Annotated in this window: 24 protein-coding genes; 15 read left to right on the forward strand and 9 right to left on the reverse strand. The window is 63.7% G+C overall.

Features of this window, described 5'->3' with window-relative positions; genetic code table 11:
- Window positions 1–72 precede the first annotated feature (72 nt).
- The 3 genes from NKH17_RS04710 (at window position 73) to NKH17_RS04720 (ending at window position 3,165) form a co-directional block, all read left to right on the forward strand.
- Window positions 73–990, forward strand: coding sequence for a ribokinase (locus tag NKH17_RS04710; protein WP_352897515.1), 918 nt, complete (start codon window positions 73–75; stop codon window positions 988–990).
- Window positions 987–2,447 carry an amidase gene (locus NKH17_RS04715; RefSeq protein WP_352897516.1) on the forward strand — a complete coding sequence of 487 codons (1,461 nt, stop codon included), beginning with the start codon at window positions 987–989 and terminating at the stop codon, window positions 2,445–2,447. The genes NKH17_RS04710 and NKH17_RS04715 overlap by 4 nt, the downstream gene beginning before the upstream one ends.
- 103 nt (window positions 2,448–2,550) lie before the next feature.
- On the forward strand, window positions 2,551–3,165 hold the full coding sequence (locus tag NKH17_RS04720) for a LysE family translocator (RefSeq protein WP_352897518.1): 615 nt from the start codon (window positions 2,551–2,553) through the stop codon (window positions 3,163–3,165).
- A 125-nt stretch (window positions 3,166–3,290) separates the two neighbouring features.
- On the opposite strand, the gene NKH17_RS04725 is transcribed toward NKH17_RS04720, so the two are convergent.
- On the reverse strand, window positions 3,291–4,232 hold the full coding sequence (locus NKH17_RS04725) for a nucleoside hydrolase (RefSeq protein WP_352897519.1): 942 nt from the start codon (window positions 4,230–4,232) through the stop codon (window positions 3,291–3,293).
- A 144-nt stretch (window positions 4,233–4,376) separates the two neighbouring features.
- Between NKH17_RS04725 and NKH17_RS04730 the strand changes: the two genes are divergently transcribed.
- Both NKH17_RS04730 and NKH17_RS04735 read left to right on the forward strand, forming a co-directional pair.
- On the forward strand, window positions 4,377–4,802 hold the full coding sequence (locus NKH17_RS04730; protein WP_023675270.1) for an Hsp20 family protein: 426 nt from the start codon (window positions 4,377–4,379) through the stop codon (window positions 4,800–4,802).
- A 63-nt stretch (window positions 4,803–4,865) separates the two neighbouring features.
- Complete coding sequence (locus tag NKH17_RS04735) at window positions 4,866–5,123, forward strand: BQ00720 family protein (protein WP_023675269.1); 258 nt, start codon at window positions 4,866–4,868, stop codon at window positions 5,121–5,123.
- A gap of 111 nt (window positions 5,124–5,234) precedes the next feature.
- On the opposite strand, the gene ptsN is transcribed toward NKH17_RS04735, so the two are convergent.
- The 6 genes from ptsN to lptC all read right to left on the reverse strand — a co-directional run bounded on the left by ptsN (window position 5,235) and on the right by lptC (window position 10,485).
- On the reverse strand, window positions 5,235–5,699 hold the full coding sequence (gene ptsN / locus NKH17_RS04740; protein ID WP_023675268.1) for a PTS IIA-like nitrogen regulatory protein PtsN: 465 nt from the start codon (window positions 5,697–5,699) through the stop codon (window positions 5,235–5,237).
- 59 nt (window positions 5,700–5,758) lie between these two features.
- Window positions 5,759–6,343 (reverse strand): ribosome hibernation-promoting factor, HPF/YfiA family, encoded by a 585-nt coding sequence (gene hpf, locus NKH17_RS04745; RefSeq protein ID WP_023675267.1) that lies wholly within the window; start codon window positions 6,341–6,343, stop codon window positions 5,759–5,761.
- Between the two features lie 291 nt (window positions 6,344–6,634).
- The gene (gene rpoN / locus NKH17_RS04750) at window positions 6,635–8,161 is read right to left on the reverse strand and encodes an RNA polymerase factor sigma-54 (protein ID WP_352476408.1); all 1,527 of its coding nucleotides are present in this window, start codon (window positions 8,159–8,161) and stop codon (window positions 6,635–6,637) included.
- A gap of 197 nt (window positions 8,162–8,358) precedes the next feature.
- Window positions 8,359–9,177, reverse strand: a complete 819-nt coding sequence (lptB, locus tag NKH17_RS04755) for an LPS export ABC transporter ATP-binding protein (protein WP_023718959.1) — start codon at window positions 9,175–9,177, stop codon at window positions 8,359–8,361.
- Complete coding sequence (locus tag NKH17_RS04760) at window positions 9,177–9,785, reverse strand: LptA/OstA family protein (protein ID WP_254816816.1); 609 nt, start codon at window positions 9,783–9,785, stop codon at window positions 9,177–9,179. The genes lptB and NKH17_RS04760 overlap by 1 nt, the downstream gene beginning before the upstream one ends.
- Window positions 9,772–10,485 (reverse strand): LPS export ABC transporter periplasmic protein LptC, encoded by a 714-nt coding sequence (gene lptC, locus NKH17_RS04765; protein WP_352476407.1) that lies wholly within the window; start codon window positions 10,483–10,485, stop codon window positions 9,772–9,774. The genes NKH17_RS04760 and lptC overlap by 14 nt, the downstream gene beginning before the upstream one ends.
- A gap of 305 nt (window positions 10,486–10,790) precedes the next feature.
- Between lptC and sppA the strand changes: the two genes are divergently transcribed.
- The 4 genes from sppA to lhpI all read left to right on the forward strand — a co-directional run bounded on the left by sppA (window position 10,791) and on the right by lhpI (window position 13,514).
- Window positions 10,791–11,747 (forward strand): signal peptide peptidase SppA, encoded by a 957-nt coding sequence (gene sppA, locus NKH17_RS04770; protein ID WP_352476406.1) that lies wholly within the window; start codon window positions 10,791–10,793, stop codon window positions 11,745–11,747.
- An 81-nt stretch (window positions 11,748–11,828) separates the two neighbouring features.
- Window positions 11,829–12,113 carry an integration host factor subunit beta gene (locus NKH17_RS04775; protein ID WP_023675261.1) on the forward strand — a complete coding sequence of 95 codons (285 nt, stop codon included), beginning with the start codon at window positions 11,829–11,831 and terminating at the stop codon, window positions 12,111–12,113.
- Between the two features lie 47 nt (window positions 12,114–12,160).
- Window positions 12,161–12,493 (forward strand): LapA family protein, encoded by a 333-nt coding sequence (locus NKH17_RS04780; RefSeq protein WP_352649557.1) that lies wholly within the window; start codon window positions 12,161–12,163, stop codon window positions 12,491–12,493.
- Window positions 12,494–12,545: 52 nt separating this feature from the next.
- Window positions 12,546–13,514 (forward strand): bifunctional Delta(1)-pyrroline-2-carboxylate/Delta(1)-piperideine-2-carboxylate reductase, encoded by a 969-nt coding sequence (lhpI, locus tag NKH17_RS04785; protein WP_352476404.1) that lies wholly within the window; start codon window positions 12,546–12,548, stop codon window positions 13,512–13,514.
- Between the two features lie 74 nt (window positions 13,515–13,588).
- Here lhpI and NKH17_RS04790 read toward each other — a convergent pair whose 3' ends face one another.
- Window positions 13,589–13,957, reverse strand: coding sequence for a VOC family protein (locus NKH17_RS04790; RefSeq protein ID WP_352476403.1), 369 nt, complete (start codon window positions 13,955–13,957; stop codon window positions 13,589–13,591).
- Between the two features lie 86 nt (window positions 13,958–14,043).
- The gene (locus tag NKH17_RS04795) at window positions 14,044–14,727 is read right to left on the reverse strand and encodes a helix-turn-helix transcriptional regulator (protein ID WP_352468341.1); all 684 of its coding nucleotides are present in this window, start codon (window positions 14,725–14,727) and stop codon (window positions 14,044–14,046) included.
- 123 nt (window positions 14,728–14,850) lie between these two features.
- Here NKH17_RS04795 and NKH17_RS04800 point away from each other — a divergent pair, with 123 nt between their 5' ends.
- The 6 genes from NKH17_RS04800 (at window position 14,851) to NKH17_RS04825 (ending at window position 21,268) form a co-directional block, all read left to right on the forward strand.
- On the forward strand, window positions 14,851–15,336 hold the full coding sequence (locus tag NKH17_RS04800) for an anthrone oxygenase family protein (protein ID WP_352476402.1): 486 nt from the start codon (window positions 14,851–14,853) through the stop codon (window positions 15,334–15,336).
- Between the two features lie 89 nt (window positions 15,337–15,425).
- Window positions 15,426–16,487: an RsmD family RNA methyltransferase gene (locus NKH17_RS04805; protein WP_352476401.1), complete on the forward strand. Its 1,062-nt coding sequence runs from the start codon at window positions 15,426–15,428 to the stop codon at window positions 16,485–16,487.
- Complete coding sequence (locus tag NKH17_RS04810; protein ID WP_352476400.1) at window positions 16,488–17,351, forward strand: TrmH family RNA methyltransferase; 864 nt, start codon at window positions 16,488–16,490, stop codon at window positions 17,349–17,351.
- A gap of 26 nt (window positions 17,352–17,377) precedes the next feature.
- Window positions 17,378–17,854, forward strand: a complete 477-nt coding sequence (gene lspA, locus NKH17_RS04815) for a signal peptidase II (protein WP_352476442.1) — start codon at window positions 17,378–17,380, stop codon at window positions 17,852–17,854.
- A gap of 51 nt (window positions 17,855–17,905) precedes the next feature.
- The gene (gene acuI / locus NKH17_RS04820) at window positions 17,906–18,895 is read left to right on the forward strand and encodes an acrylyl-CoA reductase (NADPH) (protein ID WP_352476399.1); all 990 of its coding nucleotides are present in this window, start codon (window positions 17,906–17,908) and stop codon (window positions 18,893–18,895) included.
- A gap of 84 nt (window positions 18,896–18,979) precedes the next feature.
- Window positions 18,980–21,268 (forward strand): PAS domain-containing hybrid sensor histidine kinase/response regulator, encoded by a 2,289-nt coding sequence (locus tag NKH17_RS04825; protein WP_352476398.1) that lies wholly within the window; start codon window positions 18,980–18,982, stop codon window positions 21,266–21,268.
- The last annotated feature ends 126 nt before the right edge of the window (window positions 21,269–21,394 follow it).

Raw genomic sequence — 21,394 nt, forward strand, 5'->3', positions numbered from 1 at the left:
GGTGACAAGCAGCGATCTTACGGAGTAGCTTCCCGCGCAATTAGAGTGACATGCGCTAGCGGGAGGCACTTCTTGATCGTCGTCATCGGCTCCATTAATCTCGACCTCATCGCCAGTGTCGACCGCTTGCCCGGTCCCGGCGAGACCGTGCGCGGCTCCGGTTTCGCCACTGCCCCCGGCGGCAAAGGCGCCAACCAGGCGCTGGCCGCCGCCCGCGCCGGCGCCAAGGTGCGCATGGTCGGCGCCGTCGGCAAGGACAGCTTCGCCAGCGACGCTCTGGCGCTGCTGCGTGACGGCAAGATCGACCTGTCCGGCGTTGGCGAGACCTTTGCCTCGACCGGTACCGCGTTGATCATGGTCGGCGCCGACGGCGAGAACGTGATCGCCGTTGTGCCGGGCGCCAACGATTCGGTCGTGCCGGGTGATCTTTCCAAGGCTTTCCTGAAAAACGGCGATGTCGTGCTGTTGCAGTTGGAAGTCCCGCTGCAAACGGTCGAGACGGCGCTTGACGCGGCAAGGACGGCCGGCGCGGTCACCGTGCTCAACACCGCCCCTTTCCATAGCGACGCCGCCGGCTTCCTCGGCAAGGCCGACTATCTCGTCGCCAACGAAACCGAGTTCGACCTCTATGGCGAGGCGCTGTCATTGAGTGGCCGCGACCGCCCGGCACGGATGCGCGACTATGCCGCGAGAACCGGCCGCACCATCGTCGTCACGCTTGGCCCGGACGGCGTTCTGGCGGCAACGCCGGACGATCTCCTGATGGTTCCGGCGCTCAAGATCACCCCGCTCGACACGGTCGGCGCCGGCGACACGTTCTGCGGCTATTTTGCAGCCGGGCTGGCAGCCGGCCTGCCGCTCGACCAGGCGCTTGCCCGCGCTGCCGCAGCCGGTTCGCTGGCCTGCCTGAAAGCCGGTGCACAGCCGGCCATCCCGCTGGCCAGGGACGTCGATGCCGCCTTGCAGAATCCGCAGGCTAAAGCGGGATGACAGCCGCGCGCCCGACAACGAAGCATGCGGTGCCGCCCGCCGGCGACATCTGCCGCCTGTCCGCCGTGGAACTGGCCAACAGGACCAGGCGCCGGCAACTTTTGGTACGCGAAGTGGTCGCGGCATTCCTCGACAGGATCGAGGCGGTGAACCCGCTGGTCAACGCTATCGTTTCATTGCGTGAGCATGCCGACATCCTGCGCGAGGCCGACAGCGCTGACGCCCATCTGGCGCGAGGAGGAGATACCGGATCGCTGTTCGGCCTGCCGATCGCGATTAAGGATCTTGCGCTGACAAAAGGCCTGAGAACCACCTTCGGCTCGCCGATCTTCGTCGATTTCGTGCCTGAGGAAGACGATTTCTTCGTCGAGCGCGTCCGCAAGGCCGGCGCGATCATCATCGGCAAGACCAACGTTCCCGAATTCGGGCTCGGCTCCAACACCTACAACACCGTGTTCGGACAGACGCTCAACGCATTCGACCCGGCGCTGACCGCCGGCGGCTCGAGCGGCGGTGCGGCGGTCGCGCTGGCGCTCGACATGGTTCCCGTTGCCGATGGCAGCGATTTTGGCGGCTCGTTGCGCAATCCCGCTGCCTACAACAATGTCTATGGGTTCCGCCCGTCGCAGGGATTGGTGCCGGCTGGCCCTGACCTTGATGTGTTTCATGCGCAAATGGGCGTCGAAGGGCCGATGGGGCGTAACGTGCGCGACATGGCGCTGCTGCTCGACGTGCAGGCCGGCTATCATCCTCGCGCGCCGCTGTCGCATGATAAGCCAGGCTCGTTTCTCCAAGGGGTGGAAACGCCGGCGGCCGGCGGGCGTATCGCCTGGCTCGGCGATCTCGACGGTCATCTGCCGGTTGAAGCAGGCATTCTACAGCTTTGCGAGGCAGCACTCGGCCGGTTCGCGGATGTGTCCTTCGAGGCCGAGCCGCTGATGCCGGAATTCGACTTCGAAGCGCTGTGGCAGGCCTTTGTAACGCTTCGGCAGGCGAGCAGCGGTTGTGCGCTCAAGGTGCACTACGATGATCCCTTGAAACGCAGTCTGCTGAAGCCGGAGGCCGTGTGGGAGGTGGAACATGCGCTTCGCCTCACCGCGCCGCAAATCCATGCCGCAACTGTGAGGCGCTCGTCCTGGCATCGAATGCTGCTGTCGCTCTTCGAGCGTTTCGACCTGATTGCGCTGCCAGCCGCACAGGTCTTTCCCTTCGACGTCGCCACCCTCTGGCCAAGGGAAGTGGCCGGGCGTGCCATGGACAGCTATCACCGCTGGATGCAGGTCTCAGCGCTCGCCACGCTGGGCGGCTGCCCGGCGATCAATGTGCCGGCGGGCTTCGACTCCAGGGGCAGGCCAATGGGCATGCAATTGATCGGGCGGCCGCGCGGTGACCCCTCCGTGCTGAGGGCGGCTGCCGCCTATGAGGCAACGCTGCCATGGCAGGCCGGCGCCTGCTGAAATCAGCTCCGCATTGTCGGCGCCTCGCCGACTTGCACGCAACTCATCGCCATGCATTGATCGCGACAGCACGCCGCACGAGCGGCATTCTGCGGAGGGAAAAATGTCGCTGGAACTCTACGCCACCTATGTCGTCGCCTGCATCGTCATCGTCCTGGTGCCGGGCCCGACGGTGACGCTGATCATCGCCAACAGCATACGCCACGGCTCGCGCGCCGGGCTCGCCAATGTCGCCGGCACCCAGGCCGGGCTGGCCATCATGATTGCCATTGTCGGCATCGGATTGACTTCGCTGATCGCCGGCATGGGACATTGGTTCGAGTGGGTCAGGCTGATTGGCGCTGCCTACCTGATCTGGATGGGCGTGCAGATGTTCCGCTCGAAAGGCAAGCTGAACGCCGATGGATCGGCAAAAAAACCGCGCGGTGGCTTTTTCCTGCAAGGCCTGCTGGTAGCAATCAGCAATCCAAAGACGCTGGTGTTCTTTGGCGCCTTCTTTCCGCAGTTCATCGCGCCTGAAGGCAATTACGCGTTACAGATCGGCGTCATGGGTCTCACCGCCATGATCTTCGCCGCAGTGTCGGATTCGACCTACGCGCTGGCCGCCGGCCGCGCCGGGCGCCTGCTGTCGGCCGGCGGCGTCAAGCTGCTGTCGCGGATCAGCGGCAGCTTCCTGGTCGGCGGCGGCCTGTGGCTGGCATTTTCCAAGGCGAAGTAACGGCACCTTTCCCTTCTCCCCTTGTGGAGAAGGTGGCCGAGCGAAGCTCGGTTGGATGAGGGGTGTTCCAGCCTGGCAATGACGGCACTCCGCCCAACCCATCAAGGGGGGATGAAAGACGGCCCTTAAAGCCGCCCCAGCCTTTCCAGCAACAGCTCGAAAAACGCATCGTGGTCGATGTCACGCATCACCATGGCGTTCTTCGGCCGCTTGGTCACGCCCCACCAGTCGATCACGGTCATGCCCATGGTAAGTTCTGATGCGGTTTCCACAGTGACATTGCAGTTGCGGCCCTTGAACAGCTTCGGCTTCAACAGGTAGGCGATGACGCAAGGATCGTGTAGCGGGCCGCCGTCGGTGCCGTATTTTTCCTCGTCGAAACGTTCGAAGAATTCCAGCATGTCCGCGGTGGCCGTGCCGACCCGGGTGCCGAGCTTGCGGAAGGCCTTCGTGCGCTTGGCGGTGGTCAGCGCCTTGTGGGTGACGTCCAGCGGCATCATGACGATCGGAATGCCGGATTTGAACACGACATCGGCGGCGTGCGGGTCGACATAGATGTTGAATTCGGCGGTCGGCGTGACATTGCCGCCCTCGAAGAAGCCGCCGCCCATCAGCACGATCTCCTTGATGCGCGGTGCGATCTTGGGCTCGCGGATCAGCGCCAGCGCAACATTGGTGAGCGGCCCGAGCGCGCACAGCGTGATCGTGCCGCTCTCCTCCCTCATCAGCGTCTCGACGATGAAATCGACCGCATACTCGTCCTGCAGCTTCATCTTTGGTTCGGGCAGTTGCGGTCCGTTGAGGCCGGTCTTGCCATGCACTTCCTCGGCGGTGACGAGTTCGCGCGCCAGTGGCCGGATGGCGCCTGCATAGATCTTGACGTCCGTCCGGCCGGCCAGTTCGCAGATCTTGCGGGCGTTTTTTTCGGTAAGTTTCAGCGGCACGTTGCCGGCCACCGCGGTGATGCCGACGATCTCCAGCTCGGTGCTGCCGAGCGCCAGCAATATGGCGACGGCATCGTCCTGGCCGGGGTCAGTGTCGATGATGATCCTGCGGGATTGGGGCATTTCAATTCCTTGTTTTGGCAAGTCTTTTTGGGCGGGACGTGTGACGGCTTGAAGTCTGCCGGGCGGCGGACCATATCAAGACCATCGGGAAAAATGCCATCCGGGTTTTTCCACTTTATGTCGCTCTTGAGAGGACACTGTAACATGAGCCGAATGACGCCTTTTTCCAGCCCGCTTCTCCTCGGTTTCGATTCCATGGAAAAGACGCTGGAGCGCTTGGCAAAGTCCGGTGACAGCTATCCTCCCTACAACATCGAGCGCCTCAGCGGTGCCGACGGCAAAACCGAAAGGCTGCGTATCACGCTCGCCGTCGCCGGTTTCGCGGAAAGCGATCTCGATGTCACAACGGAGGAGAACCAGTTGGTCGTGCGCGGCCGTCAGAACGACGACACCGAGCGCGAATTTCTCCACCGCGGCATCGCCGCGCGCCAGTTCCAGCGCTGTTTCGTGCTGGCCGACGGCATGCGGGTGATTGCGGCGGAATTGAAGAACGGCCTTCTGTCGATCGATCTCGATCGGCCGGAGTCCGAACGGCTGGTACGAAAAATAAACATATCGGTGAAAGACTGATTTTTGCCGATAGCTCTCATGCGGGATGGCCTTGAGCGGCGTCTCGCGGCAAGGAGGCTTGAAATGACCAGAACTAACGAAAATATCATCATGACCAGCGGCGAGTTCGCCCATCTCGGCGAAGGTTCGGTAGCCTATCTCAGGAAAGTGTCGAGCGACGATCTGCGCGGCCGTTTCCCGGGCCTCGGCGAAATCGCGCCGGGTCTGGAACTGTGGGCCCTGTTTGCCGCCAATGGCCAGCCGATCCTGCTTTCGGACGCTCGCGACCGGGCACTGGCTGGCGCGCTGGAAAACGATCTGACCCCGGTCGCTATCCACTAACGTCGTTATCCACTGACAACGGCGCCATCAACTGACACATATGGCGCAGCGATCTGGTTGGAAACGGACAGGGCCGCACACGGCGGCCCTTCAAGGGATTTAATCAAAACCTCAGGCGGCGTGCGAGGCCTGCGTGTCCGACAGCAGCGCGTGGATGGCCACGGCGTCGCGCGTGCCCCTGATCTTGGCAACCGTGTCGGCATCGCGCAGCACCCGCGCGATGCGCGACAGCGCCTTGAGATGGTCGGCGCCGGCACCTTCGGGAGCCAAAAGCAGAAACACCAGGTCGACCGGCTGATCATCGAGGGCCTCGAAGTCCACCGGTGTCTCCAGCCGGGCAAAGACACCGGCGATCCGCTTCACCCCAGCCAGCTTGCCGTGCGGAATAGCGATGCCGTTGCCGACGCCGGTCGAGCCGAGCCGCTCGCGTTGCAGGATGGTGTCGAACACCTCTCGCTCCGGAATGCCGGAAATCGCCGCCGCCCGTTCGGACAGCAATTGCAGCAGCTGCTTTTTGGAGTTCGCCTTCAACGCCGGCATGATTGCCGGAACGCTGACGAGATCGCTCAGATCCATGCTTGAAATCCCTTGTTCGCCTGCCGTCGCCAGTCCCCACGCTCGCGTGCGGCTGGTTTTTACCCCTGCGCGACCTTGGCCGTGGACGGGTCGATCCAGCCGATATTCCCGTCCGGCCGGCGATAGACGATATTGAGATGGTCGTTTCCGGCATTGCGGAAGACCAGGACCGGGCTGTCCTTGGTGTCGAGTTCGATCACCGCCGACGCCACCGACATGGTCCGCAGCGTCATGGTCGATTCGGCGACGATGGCCGGCGCGAAATTCTCCGGTATGTCCTCCTCGTCGTCGGCAAGCGGCGCCATCACCGTATAGGCGACGTCGGTGAGCTCGCCGTTGCTATTGCCTGAATTGTGCGACTTCAGCCGGCGTTTGTAGCGCCTGAGGCGCGTTTCCAGACGGTCTGCCGCGGTATCGAAGGCAAGCGTTGGATCCTGGGCATCGCCGGTCGCCTGCAGCGAAGCACCGGAGTCCAGCCGGATCATGCAATCGGCCGTGTAGCGCGACCCCGATTTGACGACTACGATTTGCCCTGAAAAGCCCCGATCGAAATATTTCCCGATCACTTCCCCGACACGGTCGTTGATGCGCGTACGGAACGCATCGCCGATATCCATGTGTTTTCCCGATATGCGCAGTGTCATCTGAAAACTGACCTTCCTTGCTCAGGCTTCAAACTATCCCGAGTTTATACTCGTGGTCCGCGCGCACAAGCTTTTGCGGCGTCACTTGCGCCGATTTTAGATCCGAACTTTCCGGTTGATCACAAGCCGCCTTCTTGGCCGTCCCGTGGCCTACGTCGTGACGGACCATCTCTCGTGCGGGCATCGGCGAACTCAAATCCACTCGCTAGCCCGTCTCATGCGGGCGGGCTTCTAGCCACTTCGTTGCCGCTTGTCAATGAACTGCGAAAGCTGTGGAAATTCCGTCGGAGCTCAACGACCGGCGCTGGCCAAAGCGCGTTTTTCGCGCCGTCGCTGCACCGAAGAGGGTATGTTCATGCCTTCCCGGTATTTGGCCACCGTGCGTCTGGCAATGTCGACCCCGCTTTCCCGCAGCATGTCGACGATGGCATCGTCGGAAAGCACATCGACGGCTTTCTCCTCGTCGATCAGCTGCTTTATGCGGTCGCGCACCGCTTCCGACGAATGCGCATCGCCGCCACCTGACGAAGCGATCGAGGCGGTGAAGAAATAGCGCAGTTCGAACACACCGCGCGGCGTCAGCATGTATTTGTTTGCCGTGACCCGGCTGACCGTTGATTCGTGCATGCCGATGGCGTCCGCCACCGTGCGCAGGTTGAGCGGCTTCAGGTGCCGCACGCCGTGGACGAGAAAAGCGTCCTGCTGGCGCACGATCTCAGAGGCCACCTTGAGAATGGTCTTCGCCCGCTGGTCGAGGCTGCGCGTGAGCCAGTTGGCGTTCTGCAGGCATTCGGCGAGGAAATCCTTTTCCGCCTGGTTTTTCGCATGTGGCGTGACCTGGGCGAAATAGATGTGATCGACCAGCACGCGCGGCAGTGTCTCGGCATTGAGCTCGACCGTCCAGCTGCCGTCATTGGCTGCGCGCACCTCGACGTCGGCCACGATTGCGTCGCTGGCACCGCGCGAAAACGCCATTCCTGGCCGCGGGTCGAGAGCCCGGATCTCGGCCAGCATGTCGAGCAGATCCTCCTCGTCGACACCGCAAATCCGCTTCAGAGTCTGGAAATCGCGCCGTGCCAGGAGTTCGAGATTGGCGATCAGCGCCTTCATCGCCGGATCGAGCCGGTCGCGCACGGCAAGCTGCAGCAACAGGCATTCGGCGAGGTCGCGGGCGAAGATGCCGGCGGGCTCGAATGTCTGGCAGACCGCCAGGACCCTTGCTACCGCCGTAGCGTTCGTGCCGAGGCGGGCCGCGATCTCGGCCATGTCGGCACGCATGTAGCCGGCCTCGTCGAGACCGTCGGCAAGCTCGCTGGCGATCATGCGCGCCGCCGGATCGGCAAAGGCGAGCGCTACCTGCTCGCCGACATGGTCGCGCAGCGTGATGGCAGCCGCCGCCATGTCCGCGACGTCGAAGCCGTCGGAGGAAGAGGTGGAACCGTTGCCGGACGCCGATTTCCATTGCGCCGTCAGGTCGGGCCCGAGCCGCTCGCTCGTACCAGGATCATCGGGAAACAGGTTTTCCAGCGATGTATCGAGCTTTTCCGAGATCGCCTCGGCGCTCCACGCCGTCTCCGCTTCGAACCAGTCGCCGTCGGCAGCCGGTTCCGGTGCAGCGTCGCCCTTCTGCGCCTGGTCGCTGGCGGCGTCCTCCTGCGGTTCGGCACGTTCCAGCAGTGGATTGCGTTCGATCTCGTCGTCGATGAAGCGTTCCAGCTCTAGGTGGGTGAACTGCAGCAGGCGGATCGACTGCATCAGCTGCGGCGTCATCACCAGCGACTGCGACTGTCGTAGCTGTAGTTTTGCCGCCAACGCCATGGTTCGGTTTCAAACGCCCCGTCTACGCACCCGCACTGCTGGAAGGAATTTTCCAGGCCAGCATAGAAACTGGCCCGGCTTTTGCTTGTCAAGGCGAGGAGCGATAAAACTCGCCTGCCAGCGCGTTTTCAGGCAGAAAATTGAAGAAAAAGCTGCTGGACTACGCCGGAAATCCCGTTCGAACCGGAATTTTGCATTTAGAGCGTAAATCCCTCGCCGAGATAAAGCCGCCGCACATCGGCATTTGCGACTATCTCGTCGGCCCGGCCATGGGTCAGCACCTGACCGGCATGGATGATGTAGGCGCGGTCGATCAGGCCAAGTGTCTCGCGGACATTGTGGTCGGTGATCAGCACGCCGATGCCACGTGCCGTCAAGTGGCGCACGAGCTGCTGGATGTCGGCGACGGCGATCGGATCGATGCCGGCGAACGGTTCGTCGAGCAGCATGTAGGCAGGGCGGGTTGCCAACGCACGGGCAATTTCGAGGCGTCGCCGCTCACCACCGGAGAGCGACAGCGACGGAGCCTTGCGCAGATGGCTGATGTGGAATTCCTCGAGCAATTCGTCGAGCAGCCGCTCACGCTCCTTGCGGCTCTTTTCGACCACTTCGAGCACGGCCCGGATGTTTTGCTCGACATTCAGGCCGCGAAAAATCGACGCTTCCTGCGGCAGGTAGCCGATGCCGAGACGGGCGCGGCGATACATCGGCATCGACGTGACGTCGAAACCGTCGATTTCGATGGTGCCTTCATCGACCGGCACTAGGCCGGTCACCATGTAGAAACAGGTCGTCTTGCCGGCGCCGTTGGGGCCGAGCAGCCCAACCGCCTCGCCCGCGCGCACGCCCAGCGTCACGCCGCTGACGACTTTGCGGCCCTTGTAGCTTTTGGTCAATCCTTTGGCGATCAAGGTTCCCTTGAACTTTGCCGCTTCGACGGTGACCCTGGCCGGTGCCGCAAGTTTGCTGGCGGCGCGCCCTGGAAGACGCGCCAGCAGCGACGATATGCCGGTCATCAGGGTTTCGCTGCTCCAGACTTCGCCGGCGGCGTGATCGACATCATGACGCGGCCGCCGCAAGCGTCGACCTGGGCAAGGCCGCTCTTCATCTGCACGGTAAGCTTGCAGCCGACAAGCACGTTGTCGCCTTGCGAGAGCACGACCTTGCTGCCGGAAAGCACCAGCACTTCGGTCTTCATGTCGAAGGTGCCCCGGTCGCCGGTGGCAACCTGATCGTCCGATTTGATGTAGACCTTATCGTCGACCTCGAGATGGTCGATGTTGGCGGATCCGGTCATTGCCGCGGCACCCGCGGGCTGGGCGCCTTTGGCGGCGCCTGCATCCCTGACGTAATAGACCGTCATTTTGCCGGCCTTGAGCACGGTCGGACCCTGGACGACGTTGACGTTGCCGGTGAAGACGGCGACGCTTTCCGCCTGGCGCACCTCGAGCTTGTCGCTTTCGATCTGGATGGGCTTGTCGCCCGACAGCCTGAGGCCGGACATTTGGCTGGTGGCACTGGATTGCGCCAGCGACGGCGCCGTCCCGAAGGTCAGCCCCAAGGGCAACCCAAGCGTTAACGCCGAGATCGCGGCGAGGCGCCGTGCCGAACTACTGAACCGCATTGGTCTCTCCGCTCTTTGCCTCTGCCGCCTTCAAACTGGCGGGATCGATGTCGACGCGCACCTTGTTCTCGAAAATCAGGACCTTGCCATTGTCCTGGACCGACATCGAATCCGCCCTGATCCGCGACCCGCCGCGGCTGACATCGACGGGTTCGCTTGTCTTCATAGTGCCTTCGGCCATGTCGAGATAGACTGATTTGAATTTTGCCACCACGCCATCCGTGGTCGACACGGTCACGTCGCTGGTCAGGCTGAATGTGTTGCCGTCGCGATCGTAGGTGCCGTGCGCAGCACCGATGGCGGCGGTGTTGTCGGCCGCAATCGGCAGCTTGGCCTTGATACCTTCCAGATCGATGATGCCCTGTTTGCTGACATCCTGTATGGCGCGCAGGGCTGTCATCGAATAGGGCAGGTTCTGCTTGGTGAAGCCGTTGAGCTTGGGATTGGCCATCACCAGCTTGCCATCGGCAAAGGCGCCGCCGTCGGCCTGCACCTCGATTGCAGCGGGTGCCATGAGATAGGAATAGACCGGAAACGCGACCGCGATCACGGCAGCGACCAGCGGTACGGCCAGCTTGAGGATCCGGACCCGGCGCGAATGACGCTGCGCAATGTCAAACGCGTCGACCCGCGCCCGGCCTGCGGCCTTGGGAGCCAACTCCGTCTCGGTGTTGGTCGGTTCGATTGGTCCCGCTAACATGACTGCTTCTTCTAAACCCCTGCCCGCCAGGCCGCCCTATAGGTGGGATGCCGGCGCCCTCAAGCAAGCACAAGCCGAGGAAAACCGCAAAAATGTGACAGCCGCCCCTGTACAACGAAAATGGCCCCAGCGCAGCCTGTACCTCATACCAGATATAGGCGCACAGTGTTAGAGCCTGTGGAACGCGACAGGTTGAGGCTTGCCGCGAATGCCTAAGGCCTTTGTCGCAAGGCCGTCAGGAAACGGTAGCCGGGCGCGAATGGTTGCTTTAAAAGCATCTGCTCCCACCGACTACGAGGCTGACCATGGCATTGAGAGCCGACGACCTGATCGACCGCCGCCGCTTGCGCCGCAAGCTGACATTCTGGCGTATCGCGGCGATTATCGTCGCCGCAGCCGGGCTGATCGCCTTTTCGGCGTGGATATATGGTGACGACTTCACCAGCGCGGCAGTCGACCACATCGCCAAGGTCAAGATCGAAGGTACCATCACCGAAGACGAAGAACTGATCAAGCGGCTGGAGGCCATCCGTCAGTCGCCGCGCGTCAAGGCTGTGATCCTGTCGATCGATTCACCCGGCGGCACCACCGTCGGTGGCGAATCGATCTATGAGGCAGTGCGCAAGCTCGCCGCCGACAAGCCGGTGGTGGCCGAGGTCGGCACGCTCGCGGCTTCGGCGGGCTACATGATCGCCACTGCGGCCGACCATATTGTTGCACGCAAATCCTCGATCGTCGGCTCGATCGGCGTGCTGATCCAGTACCCGGACGTCAGCGGCCTCATGGACAAGCTCGGCGTCAAGCTGGAGGAGGTGAAATCCTCGCCCTTGAAGGCCTCGCCTTCTCCCTTCAAGCCGACCAATGACGATGAGCGCGCCATGGTCCGCAAGCTCATCCTCGACAGCTACGACTGGTTCGTCGGCATCGTCGCCGAGCGCCGCAACATGACCAAACCGGAGGCGCTCGCGCTCGCTGACGGGTCGATCTTCACCGGCCGGCAGGCGGTCACCAACAGATTGATCGACGCGGTGGGCGGCGAAGCCGAAGCGATCGACTGGCTTGCAGGCAAGGGTGTCGATGCCAAGCTCAAGGTGGTGGAATGGAAGGACACGGAGAAACGCGGTGGTTTCCTGTTCTCCAAGGCGATGGCGCAGACCGTCGGCGCTGCGCTTGGCCTGCCCGGCCATGGCGGCGACGTCCTTCACGAAATTGGAGTGGACCGCTTGTTTCTTGACGGTCTCGTTTCCGTCTGGCACCCTTGAGGAACCGCTTGGGACGAGTGAAAAACCAAATAAAATCATTCTGATAATTTCGGCGGCACTGCTTTCACGGGGAGCCTTTTCATGATCAAATCCGAACTTGTTCAGATCATCGCCACGCGTAATCCGCATCTTTTCCTGCGCGACGTCGAAAACATTGTCAGCGCTATCTTCGATGAAATCACCGACGCGCTTGCCGAGGGCAACCGGGTCGAGTTGCGCGGCTTCGGCGCGTTTTCGGTGAAAAACCGCCCTGCCCGCACCGGCCGCAACCCGCGCACCGGCGAATCCGTGGAGGTTGAGGAGAAATGGGTACCGTTCTTCAAGACCGGCAAGGAATTGCGTGAAAGGCTGAACGGAGGCAAATAGGCGCGGCACGCGCCACCGCTCCTGCCTTTTCTTCCGAACGGAAAAACATGTTCAATCGCTTCATTCTCATCGTGGTTTTCGTGCCGCTGGCCGTCATCCTGATTGCGCTGGCCGTCGCGAACCGCGAACCGGTAGCCTTCACACTCGATCCGTTCAATCCCGGCAATCCGGCGCTGACGCTGACCGTGCCGCTCTTCATTTTCCTGTTCCTGGCGCTGGCTATCGGCATGATCGTCGGCAGCCTGGCGACCTGGATCAAGCAGGGCCGCTACCGCAAGCTGGCGCGCCAGCGCGGCGCCGAGGCCGAGAACCTGCGCCAGGCGGTCAGCCGCGCGCCCACCGCGTCGCAGAGCCCAGTCTTGCCGAAGCCGACGAACTGAGCCGCGGCTCGGGCCTGAGGCACAACCGGCCTAGTTCTCCACGGAGCCTTTCATGCTGACCATTTCCGCCGCCGAGGTCGACCGCGCGCTGACCTTTTCCGGGCTGGTCGAGACGTTACGCGCCGCCTTTCGCGATGGCGCCGTGCAGCCGGTCAGGCACCATCACACTGTCGAGCGGCCCGATGGCGCCGCCTCGACGCTGCTTTTGATGCCGGCCTGGACCGACTTCAACGCAGCCGGCACCTCGGCCGATGGCCATATCGGCGTCAAGATCGTCACCGTGTCGCCTGACAACAATGCCGTCGGCAAGCCCGCGGTGATGGGGCTTTACCTCTTGCTCGACGGCGCCACAGGCGAGCCTCAGGCCTTGATCGATGGCCAGAGGCTGACACAGTGGCGCACGGCCTGTGCCTCGGCGCTGGCTGCCTCCTATCTGGCCCGCGAGGATGCATCACGGCTGCTGGTGGTCGGCGCCGGCGCGCTGTCGCCGTTTCTCGCCAAGGCACATTCGGCGGTGCGACCAATCAAGACCATCCGTATCTGGAACCGAACGCCTGCCAATGCCGAAAAAGTTGCGGCAAATTTGCGCACCGAAGGTTTTGCGGCGGAAGCCGCCAGCAATCTCGACGCCGAACTTGGCCAGGCCGACATCGTGTCGTCGGCGACCATCACGACCGCGCCGCTGATCAGGGGCGCCCTCCTGCGGCCGGGAACCCATGTCGACCTGGTTGGTGGCTTCACGCCCGACATGCGCGAAAGCGACGACGATGCGATTGCACGCGCCCGCGTCTATGTCGACACCCGCGCCGGCGCCACCAAGGAAGCCGGCGACATCGTCCAGCCGCTGGCCTCCGGTGTGCTGAAGCCGGAAGCGATCATCGCCGACCTGCATGAACTGACGCGCGACGAGAAGAAGGGCCGCCAGAGCCCCGGTGAGATCACGCTGTTCAAATCAGTCGGCGCGGCCCTCGAGGACCTCGCCGCCGGCATCGCCGTCTACAAAGCGCTTAAGCGGCAGTAGGGCAGTAGGGAGCCGCACCAATGGTGCGGCTTCGTGCCAATCATGCTTTCCTATTCACCTACTGCCCTACTCTCCTATTCTTGCAGCCAGTAGACGCGCAGCCGGTGATTGTCGGGATCGAGCGCGACGAAGGTACGACCGAAATCCATGTCGGTCGGCGTCTGCAATATCTTCAGGCCGCGCCCGGCCCAATCGGCATGGGTGGCGTCGACCGCATCGGACGTGTCCAGTGCAAAGACGATCTCGGCGCCGCCGCCCGCTGCCGCGGCAGCCGGCTCCACGGTGTGACGCGACCAGAGGCCGAGCTTGAAGCAGTTGTCGAGCACGAACAGCACGAAGGTCGGCGAGGTCTCGACCGGTTGCCGCCCAAGCAGCGCGCTATAGAAGGCGCCGCTTTGCTCAGGCTTGTCGACATAGAGGATGACGAAATTGGGCGGTGTCATGAATTGCTCTCCAGATGGTTTCGACTGGAGGAGCATAGCGTATGCCACTGCCAGATTCTGGCAGCAGTCTCAACTGAGCAGCAGCCTTAGCTTGGCGTGTCGAGCGTCGCCCGCCATTCTTTGAGCAGCACCTGACGGCGGCGCGGATAGCGCATCTCGGTGGCGTTGAGGCCGGATATCCGATCGGCGCGAAAGTGCCTGAAATCCTGGCGCATCTCGCACCAGGCCGCGACGACGCGCACCTTGTCGAAGAAGCCGAGTGCGAACGGCCAGACGGTGCGCTCGGAGGCAGCGCCGCCGGCGTCGCGATAGACAAAGCTCAGCTTGCGCTCCTCGCGGATGGCCTGCCGCACCACGCCGAGATCGATGCCTTCTGTGACCTCGGTGCGCGACCCGACCAGCAGCGTCGAGGCATCGAGTTCCTCGCGCAAATCGTCCGGCAGCACCGCCGCGATCTTGGCCAGCGCGTCGGTGGCGGCGTTCGCAAGCCGCCAGTCCGGCTGCTTGGCCACCCAGCGCGAACCGAGAACGATCGCCTCGATCTCCTCATCGGTGAACATCAAGGGCGGCAGCATGAAACCTGGCCTGAGCACGTAACCCAGCCCCGCCTCACCCTCGATCGGCGCACCCTGCCCCTGCAGCGTGGCGATATCGCGATAGAGCGTGCGGATCGACACACCCATTTCGCCCGCGAGGCTGCGGCCGCTGACCGGCCGGCGATGCCGGCGCAGGATCTGGATCAGGTCGAGCAGGCGTTCGGCGCGGGACATGGATCGCAACCCGGTATGATGGATGTCCAATTTGAATGGACGATAGTGCGCCTGCCCTTTCGACGGCAAGCAAGACGATCGCCGACCGGAACGTCTGCGCCCTGACGTCGTTGTCTGGCCATTATGGATATACGCGGTTTTCTGTTGTTCTGGTCGGTTTTGACCGCCATCGTCGCGGCGCTCAGCCTTGGGCCGTCTTTCGCCCATGTGCTGGAATCGGTGCCGCGGCTGACCAGATGGCCGCCTTCGCTCTGGCGTGAAACCACTGTCTTTAACGCTCAGTTCCAATTCTTCGCGATTGTCGGCGCACCGCTGGACCTGGCGGCAATCGTCTGTCCGGGCCTCCTCGCCTGGATGCTGCGCAGCGATCGCCCGGCATTCTGGTGGGTCTTGGCCGCCACCGTGCTCTACCTGATAGCGCTTGGGGCGTGGTTTGCGCTGGTCAAACCGGCAAACGATGTCCTGGCCACCTGGGTACCTGGACCGATCCCGGACAATTTCGAAACTATCCGGAGCCGCTGGGAAACCGGCCATATGGTCGTCACCGGCTTCAAGGCCGTTGGTTTCATAGCGCTCGCAATCGGCCTGCTGTCGATCAGGCGCGGCTGATCCGGCTGCGCACGTCGGCAGCCCTTTTGTTGCGCCGGTCAATGTGCTGTGGCAGAAGCGGCCAAGCCGCCGTCCGGAGATGCGCCTTCTTGAAACCTTTTCGCGACAGACGCCGCGATAGCCGACCGCCCGCAAAAGGCGGGGCGGAGCATGTCCGGCGGCGCGACGCCAGCCCAACCGCCGGTCCGGAGCCTAGACCGCAAGACCGGTCCGAGCCAAAAGCCGCGCCGCGCATGCTCTCGCGCCGCGATGGCGCGCTGCCTGCCGAACATTTGCCGCTGATCCTCGAAGTCGGCCCCAATCAGGACTACGCGCTGCTAGACAGTGGTGCCGGAGAAAAACTCGAGCAATACGGCCCCTACCGCATCGTTCGGCCGGAGGGCCAGGCGATCTGGCAAAAGGCATTGGCGGCCAGGGACTGGGAACGCGCCGACGCCATTTTCACCGGCGATACCGACGAGGAAGGCATCGGCCGCTGGCGCTTCCCCAAGACGCCGCTCGGCGAGACCTGGCCGATGAAGCATGACGGCATCGACTATCTCGGCCGCTTCACTTCGTTTCGCCATGTCGGCGTCTTTCCCGAGCAGGCCTCGCACTGGGACCACATGGCCGGACTGATCGCGGCGGCAAAACGGCCGGTGAAGGTGCTGAACCTGTTCGGTTACACCGGCCTTGCCTCCCTGGTGGCGGCGCATGCCGGCGCCGAGGTCACCCATGTCGATGCTTCCAAGAAGGCGATCGGCTGGGCACGCGAAAACCAGGAGATGGCTGGGCTGTCGCAAAAGCCGATCCGCTGGATCGTCGACGATGCCGTGAAATTCGCCGAACGCGAGGAGCGCCGCGGCAGCCGCTACGACATCATCCTGTTCGACCCGCCCGCCTATGGCCGCGGACCGAAAGGCGAGGTCTGGCAGTTGTTCGAGGACCTGCCGGCGCTGACCGACATCTGCCGCGCGATCCTGACGCCGAAGCCGCTCGCCGTGGTACTGACCGCCTATTCGATCCGCGCCTCTTTTTTCGCGATCCATGCCCTGATGCGCGACACCTTCGCCGGCATGGGCGGCACGGTCGAGTCGGGCGAATTGATCATCCGCGAGAAATCTGCCGGTCGGGCGCTTTCGACCTCGCTGTTCTCGCGCTGGGTGGCCTGAATGAGTGCGTACGAACGGCACGCAGGCGCGCCAGGGCAGGTGAAGGAAGTCACCAGCCTCGCCAACCCGCTGATCAAGGACATCAAGGCGCTCGCGCTGAAGAAATTCCGTGACCAGCAGAATGCCTTCATGGCCGAAGGCCTGAAGCTGGTCATCGACGCGCTCGATCTCGGCTGGTCGATCAGGACATTGGTCTTCGCCAAGGCCGGACGTGGCAACGCGGCAGTCGAAAAGGTCGCGGCGCGCACGGTCGCCGCCGGCGGCACGGTACTTGAAGTCTCGGAAAAGGTGCTGGTCGCCATCACCCGCCGTGACAATCCGCAAATGGTCGTCGGCGTGTTCTCGCAGAAATTGCTGTCGCTGAAGGACATCCGCGTCGAGGACAGCGATGTCTGGGTAGCACTCGACCGCGTTCGCGACCCCGGCAATCTCGGCACCGTCATCCGCACGGTCGACGCTGTCGGCGCCAGGGGCGTCATCCTGGTCGGCGAGACCACCGATCCCTTTTCGGTCGAGACGGTGCGCGCCACAATGGGCTCGATCTTCGCCGTGCCCGTCGCCAAGGCGTCGCCCGAGGCTTTTCTCGCCTGGCGAACGAGCTTTCCCGGCCTCGTCGCCGGCACCCATCTGAAGGGTGCGGTCGACTACCGCTCGGTCGATTTTTCAAAAGGCCCGGTGCTTTTGGTGATGGGCAACGAGCAGCAAGGCCTGCCTGACGAGCTTGCCGCAAGCTGCGACAAGCTGCTGCGGATACCGCAGGCCGGCCGCGCCGATTCACTCAACCTTGCGGTGGCCACCGGCGTCATGCTGTTCGAGATCCGGCGCGACGCGCTGAAGCTCGGCCCGGAGGACGCCAGATCGTGACATCTCAAACCGTGAAACTGCAAACCATGAAGTCCTGGAGGCCGTACGCTCTTCTGGTCATCGCCGCGATAGCGCTCGACCAGTGGCTGAAATACCTCGTCGAAACCGGCCTTGCCTTTCAGGAACGGCTCGACCTGCTGCCGTTCCTGGCGCTGTACCGCACCTACAACACCGGCATCGCGTTCTCGCTGTTTTCGTCCTTCGGCGACACCGGCCTGGTGGTCGTCGCGGTTCTGGTGGTCGCTTTCGTGCTCTATCTTGCGGCCCGCACGCCGCCCGGCCACCTGCTTGCCCGCATCGGCTTCGCACTGATCGTCGGCGGCGCGCTCGGCAACCTGATCGATCGCGCAATCTACGGCCATGTCATCGACTATGTCCTGTTCCATACGCCGGTCTGGTCCTTCGCCGTCTTCAACCTCGCCGACGCCTTCATTTCCGTTGGTGCCGTGCTGGTCGTCTTCGATGAGCTCATTGGTTGGCGGCGCGGAATGTCGAGCGATTGACCTCACTCGCCTGGCGCCGCACATTCTGATCTGCAAGCCCGAGGAGAAAACATGCCCGAAACCTTCAAAGCCATCCTCGTTTCGCGCGACGCCGAGAAAAACCAGTCGGTCGCGGTGACCGAGCTTACAGAGGCAGACCTGATGGAGGGCGACGTCACCGTCGCGGTCGAGGCGACGACGGTGAACTACAAGGACGGCCTTGCGATTACCGGCAAGGCGCCGGTAATCCGCCGCTGGCCGCTGGTGCCGGGCATCGATCTCGCCGGCACCGTCATCTCGTCCTCCAATCCTGACTGGCGCAAGGGTGACAAGGTCATATTGAACGGCTGGGGCGTCGGCGAGACGCATTTCGGCGCCTTTGCCGGGCGCGCCCGCGTCAAGGGCGACTGGCTGGTGCCGCTGCCGGACGGAATGAGCCCGCATGATGCGATGGCGATCGGCACCGCCGGCTACACCGCCATGCTTTGCGTCATCGCGCTGGAGCGCCACGGCATCGTGCCCGATCGTGGTCCGGTGGTGGTGACCGGCGCTGCCGGTGGCGTCGGCTCGGTCGCGATCTCGATCCTGTCCAGCCTCGGCTATCACGTCATTGCCTCGACCGGCCGCGCTACCGAAAGCCCCTATCTGATCGACCTCGGCGCCGCGGAAGTGATTTCACGCGACGAGCTTGCCCAGCCGGCAAAACCGCTCGCCAAGGAACGCTGGGCCGGCGGCGTCGATGCCGTCGGCAGCCACACGCTGGCCAACGTTCTGTCGATGACCTCCTATGGCGGCGCCGTCGCCGCTTGCGGCCTCGCCGGCGGCATGGACCTGCCGGCCAGCGTCGCCCCGTTCATCCTGCGCGGTGTCTCGCTGCTCGGCATTGATTCGGTGATGGCACCCAAGGCGGTCCGCCTCGAGGCCTGGCGCCGCATCGGCACCGATCTCGATCACGCAAAGCTTGCCAGTCTGTCGACGAGCATCGGCTTCGACGGCATCATCGGCTCCGCGCATGACATCGTCGAGGGCAAGATCCGCGGCCGTGTGGTGGTGGACATGTGAGCCCCCGGGGAAAAAGAGCGCGACCGCTAAAATTCGAACGATCAATCACAACCTTCGATAAGCTCTGTCTGGCAGGAGTTCCGTATGATTGCGGAACCCGGCATCAGAGCGGCGGAACCAGCCGAACGGGCCGACGGGCCGGCCCCCGAGGCGCCAGCACGGCAGCTTGTCGCCGCGCCACCGCTGGCGCCGGAATTACCCGACGCCAACCGCGAAGGCCTGTCCTTCCTGACGCTGGTCGCCATCGTCGTGCTGGCGGGCCTGTCGCATTTGACCGGAGCGCCGATCTTCATCACCATCGGCCTTTTGGCGACAGCCATGGCCGGGCTCGCCATGCATCTGCGCAACAGGCGCACCGAGCGCCGCGCGGTGGCCCTGCTCGATGCCACCACCGCCCGCAGCCGCGCCGAAATCGAGACGCTGGCCGACCGCATGTGGGAGATGCGGGAGAGCGAGGAGCGCTTTCGCGGTCTGATCGATGCACTCGGCGATCTCGTCGTCCACCGCGACCGCGACGGCCACATCGTCTACGCCAACAAGGTTTTCGCCGACCTTGTCGAAACCGACCAGCGCGAGTTGGCCGGCAAGACCCTGGCCGAACTAGGCATCGATGTCGGAATCGTCCCCGACGCCGCCTTTTCCGACCATGAATGCCTGAGTTCCACCGACGTCGCCATTCGCACGCCGGACGGTCCACGCTGGTTCTCTTGGATCGAGCTGTCGGTGCGCGACAAGGACAGCGGCGCCGTTTCGCATCGCGCCATCGCCCGCGACATCACCGCCCGCAAGCGCGCCGAATCCTCGCTGATCACCGCCCGCGAGCGGGCCGAATATGCGAGCCAGGCCAAATCGCGTTTCCTCGCCACCGTCAGCCACGAGATCCGCACGCCGATGAACGGCATCATGGGCATGGCCCGGCTTCTCGCCGACACTAGCCTTTCGCCCGAGCAGCGGACCTATGTCGGCGCCATCTCGACCTCGGCCAGCGCGCTGCTGGCGCTGATCGAGGACCTGCTCGACTACTCCAAGATCGAGGCCGGCCGCTTCGACCCCGAACCGCAGCCGATGTCGGTGCGTGAGATCGCCGACAATGTCGTCGAGCTTTTGGCGGCGCGGGCTTTTGCCAAGGATATCGGCCTCGGCTGTCATGTCGAACCCGACGTGCCGCAGCTGATCACCGCCGACCCCGGCAGGGTCAGGCAGGTGCTGCTCAACCTCATCGGCAACGCCGTCAAGTTCACCGACAGCGGCGGCGTCCTGGCAAGCATCGCCCGCGTCCGCACCGAAACCACCGACCGCATCCGCTTCACCATCACCGACACCGGCCCCGGTCTGCGCGAGGAGGACATGGAGCGTATCTTCGAGGACTTTGAACAGGCTGACGGCACCTCGACCCGTGCGCATGGCGGTGCCGGCCTCGGTCTTGCCATTTCCAAGCGCCTGGTGACCGCCATGGGCGGCACCATCTCTGTTTCGAGCCGCCTTGGCCAGGGATCTGAATTCGTCTTCGAGATTCCCGCTATTTCCGCCGTCGAGGCGCCGCAGATCCGCGAGAACCCGCTGTCGGGCCGGCATGCGGTGATCGTGTCGAAGAACCCGGTCGAGGCCGAAGCCATCGCCCGCACCATTCGCGCCAATGGCGGCACGGTCGATCTGGCCACCGCCGCCGCCCAGGCCACCGCTTTCGCCGAGGGCTGTGACGTGCTGCTGATCGATGCTGCCATGGAGCAAAGCGACGGCAGGCTGCTCAGGCGCCTGCGCCAGAGCGGATTTGCCGAGTGCGAGGCAGTGACGCTGATCGCGCCGACCGACCGCGGCATGCTTGGCGAGTTCCGTGCCAATGGTTACGCCACCTTCCTGGCGAGGCCGGTGCGCGGCGAGACACTGCTGCGCGTGCTTTTGACCAGCCATGCACCGGTCATCGCCGAGCCGCAACTGCAAAGGCGCGGCGCGCAGGCCGGGCATGCCATTGGCGCCCGCCAGCAGGGCCTGTCGGTGCTGATCGCCGAGGACAACGACATCAATGCCATGCTGGCCCGCGCCACGCTGCTGAAGGCCGGGCATCGCGTGAAAGTGGTCGGCAACGGCAAGGCCGCGGTCGAGGCGGTCATCAGCACCGGCCACAAGCACCGCTACGACGTGGTGCTGATGGACTTGCACATGCCTGTCATGGACGGCCTGGACGCCATCGCCGCCATCCGCCGCCATGAGGAGGAGACCGCGGTGCCGCCGGTGCCGATCATGGTGCTGTCGGCCGACAGCCAGGAAAAGACCCGCCATGCCGTGCTCGCTCACGGTGCCAGCGGCTTCGTCACCAAGCCGCTCGACCCCGATGCCCTGGTTCATGCCGTCGAGGGGCAAGTGGCCGCCTGAGGCACAACATAGACGGTTGATAGATTACCCAGCCGACGAAGTATTGCCCGCAGAGCCGTATCACGGTACTGTCACAATCCTGTTGCACCTACACCGTATCCCCGTGCCAAGAGGGATGGCTCGAAG

Origin of the sequence: Mesorhizobium sp. M1334 (genome assembly GCF_040317995.1) — a bacterium.
GTDB lineage: Bacteria > Pseudomonadota > Alphaproteobacteria > Rhizobiales > Rhizobiaceae > Mesorhizobium.

What these genes read in the sequence shown, in the direction of transcription:
- lspA (WP_352476442.1), top strand. Translation starts at nt 17,378, where the DNA reads ATGAAGTCCTGGAGGCCGTACGCTCTTCTGGTCATCGCCGCGATAGCG.
- NKH17_RS04735 (WP_023675269.1), top strand. Translation starts at nt 4,866, where the DNA reads ATGACCAGAACTAACGAAAATATCATCATGACCAGCGGCGAGTTCGCC.
- NKH17_RS04730 (WP_023675270.1), top strand. Translation starts at nt 4,377, where the DNA reads ATGAGCCGAATGACGCCTTTTTCCAGCCCGCTTCTCCTCGGTTTCGAT.
- lptC (WP_352476407.1), bottom strand. Translation starts at nt 10,485, where the DNA reads ATGTTAGCGGGACCAATCGAACCGACCAACACCGAGACGGAGTTGGCT.
- NKH17_RS04795 (WP_352468341.1), bottom strand. Translation starts at nt 14,727, where the DNA reads ATGTCCCGCGCCGAACGCCTGCTCGACCTGATCCAGATCCTGCGCCGG.
- NKH17_RS04760 (WP_254816816.1), bottom strand. Translation starts at nt 9,785, where the DNA reads ATGCGGTTCAGTAGTTCGGCACGGCGCCTCGCCGCGATCTCGGCGTTA.
- rpoN (WP_352476408.1), bottom strand. Translation starts at nt 8,161, where the DNA reads ATGGCGTTGGCGGCAAAACTACAGCTACGACAGTCGCAGTCGCTGGTG.
- ptsN (WP_023675268.1), bottom strand. Translation starts at nt 5,699, where the DNA reads ATGGATCTGAGCGATCTCGTCAGCGTTCCGGCAATCATGCCGGCGTTG.
- hpf (WP_023675267.1), bottom strand. Translation starts at nt 6,343, where the DNA reads ATGACACTGCGCATATCGGGAAAACACATGGATATCGGCGATGCGTTC.
- NKH17_RS04800 (WP_352476402.1), top strand. Translation starts at nt 14,851, where the DNA reads ATGGATATACGCGGTTTTCTGTTGTTCTGGTCGGTTTTGACCGCCATC.
- lhpI (WP_352476404.1), top strand. Translation starts at nt 12,546, where the DNA reads ATGCTGACCATTTCCGCCGCCGAGGTCGACCGCGCGCTGACCTTTTCC.
- NKH17_RS04715 (WP_352897516.1), top strand. Translation starts at nt 987, where the DNA reads ATGACAGCCGCGCGCCCGACAACGAAGCATGCGGTGCCGCCCGCCGGC.
- NKH17_RS04775 (WP_023675261.1), top strand. Translation starts at nt 11,829, where the DNA reads ATGATCAAATCCGAACTTGTTCAGATCATCGCCACGCGTAATCCGCAT.
- NKH17_RS04780 (WP_352649557.1), top strand. Translation starts at nt 12,161, where the DNA reads ATGTTCAATCGCTTCATTCTCATCGTGGTTTTCGTGCCGCTGGCCGTC.
- sppA (WP_352476406.1), top strand. Translation starts at nt 10,791, where the DNA reads ATGGCATTGAGAGCCGACGACCTGATCGACCGCCGCCGCTTGCGCCGC.
- NKH17_RS04725 (WP_352897519.1), bottom strand. Translation starts at nt 4,232, where the DNA reads ATGCCCCAATCCCGCAGGATCATCATCGACACTGACCCCGGCCAGGAC.
- NKH17_RS04825 (WP_352476398.1), top strand. Translation starts at nt 18,980, where the DNA reads ATGATTGCGGAACCCGGCATCAGAGCGGCGGAACCAGCCGAACGGGCC.
- acuI (WP_352476399.1), top strand. Translation starts at nt 17,906, where the DNA reads ATGCCCGAAACCTTCAAAGCCATCCTCGTTTCGCGCGACGCCGAGAAA.
- NKH17_RS04720 (WP_352897518.1), top strand. Translation starts at nt 2,551, where the DNA reads ATGTCGCTGGAACTCTACGCCACCTATGTCGTCGCCTGCATCGTCATC.
- NKH17_RS04790 (WP_352476403.1), bottom strand. Translation starts at nt 13,957, where the DNA reads ATGACACCGCCCAATTTCGTCATCCTCTATGTCGACAAGCCTGAGCAA.
- lptB (WP_023718959.1), bottom strand. Translation starts at nt 9,177, where the DNA reads ATGACCGGCATATCGTCGCTGCTGGCGCGTCTTCCAGGGCGCGCCGCC.
- NKH17_RS04810 (WP_352476400.1), top strand. Translation starts at nt 16,488, where the DNA reads ATGAGTGCGTACGAACGGCACGCAGGCGCGCCAGGGCAGGTGAAGGAA.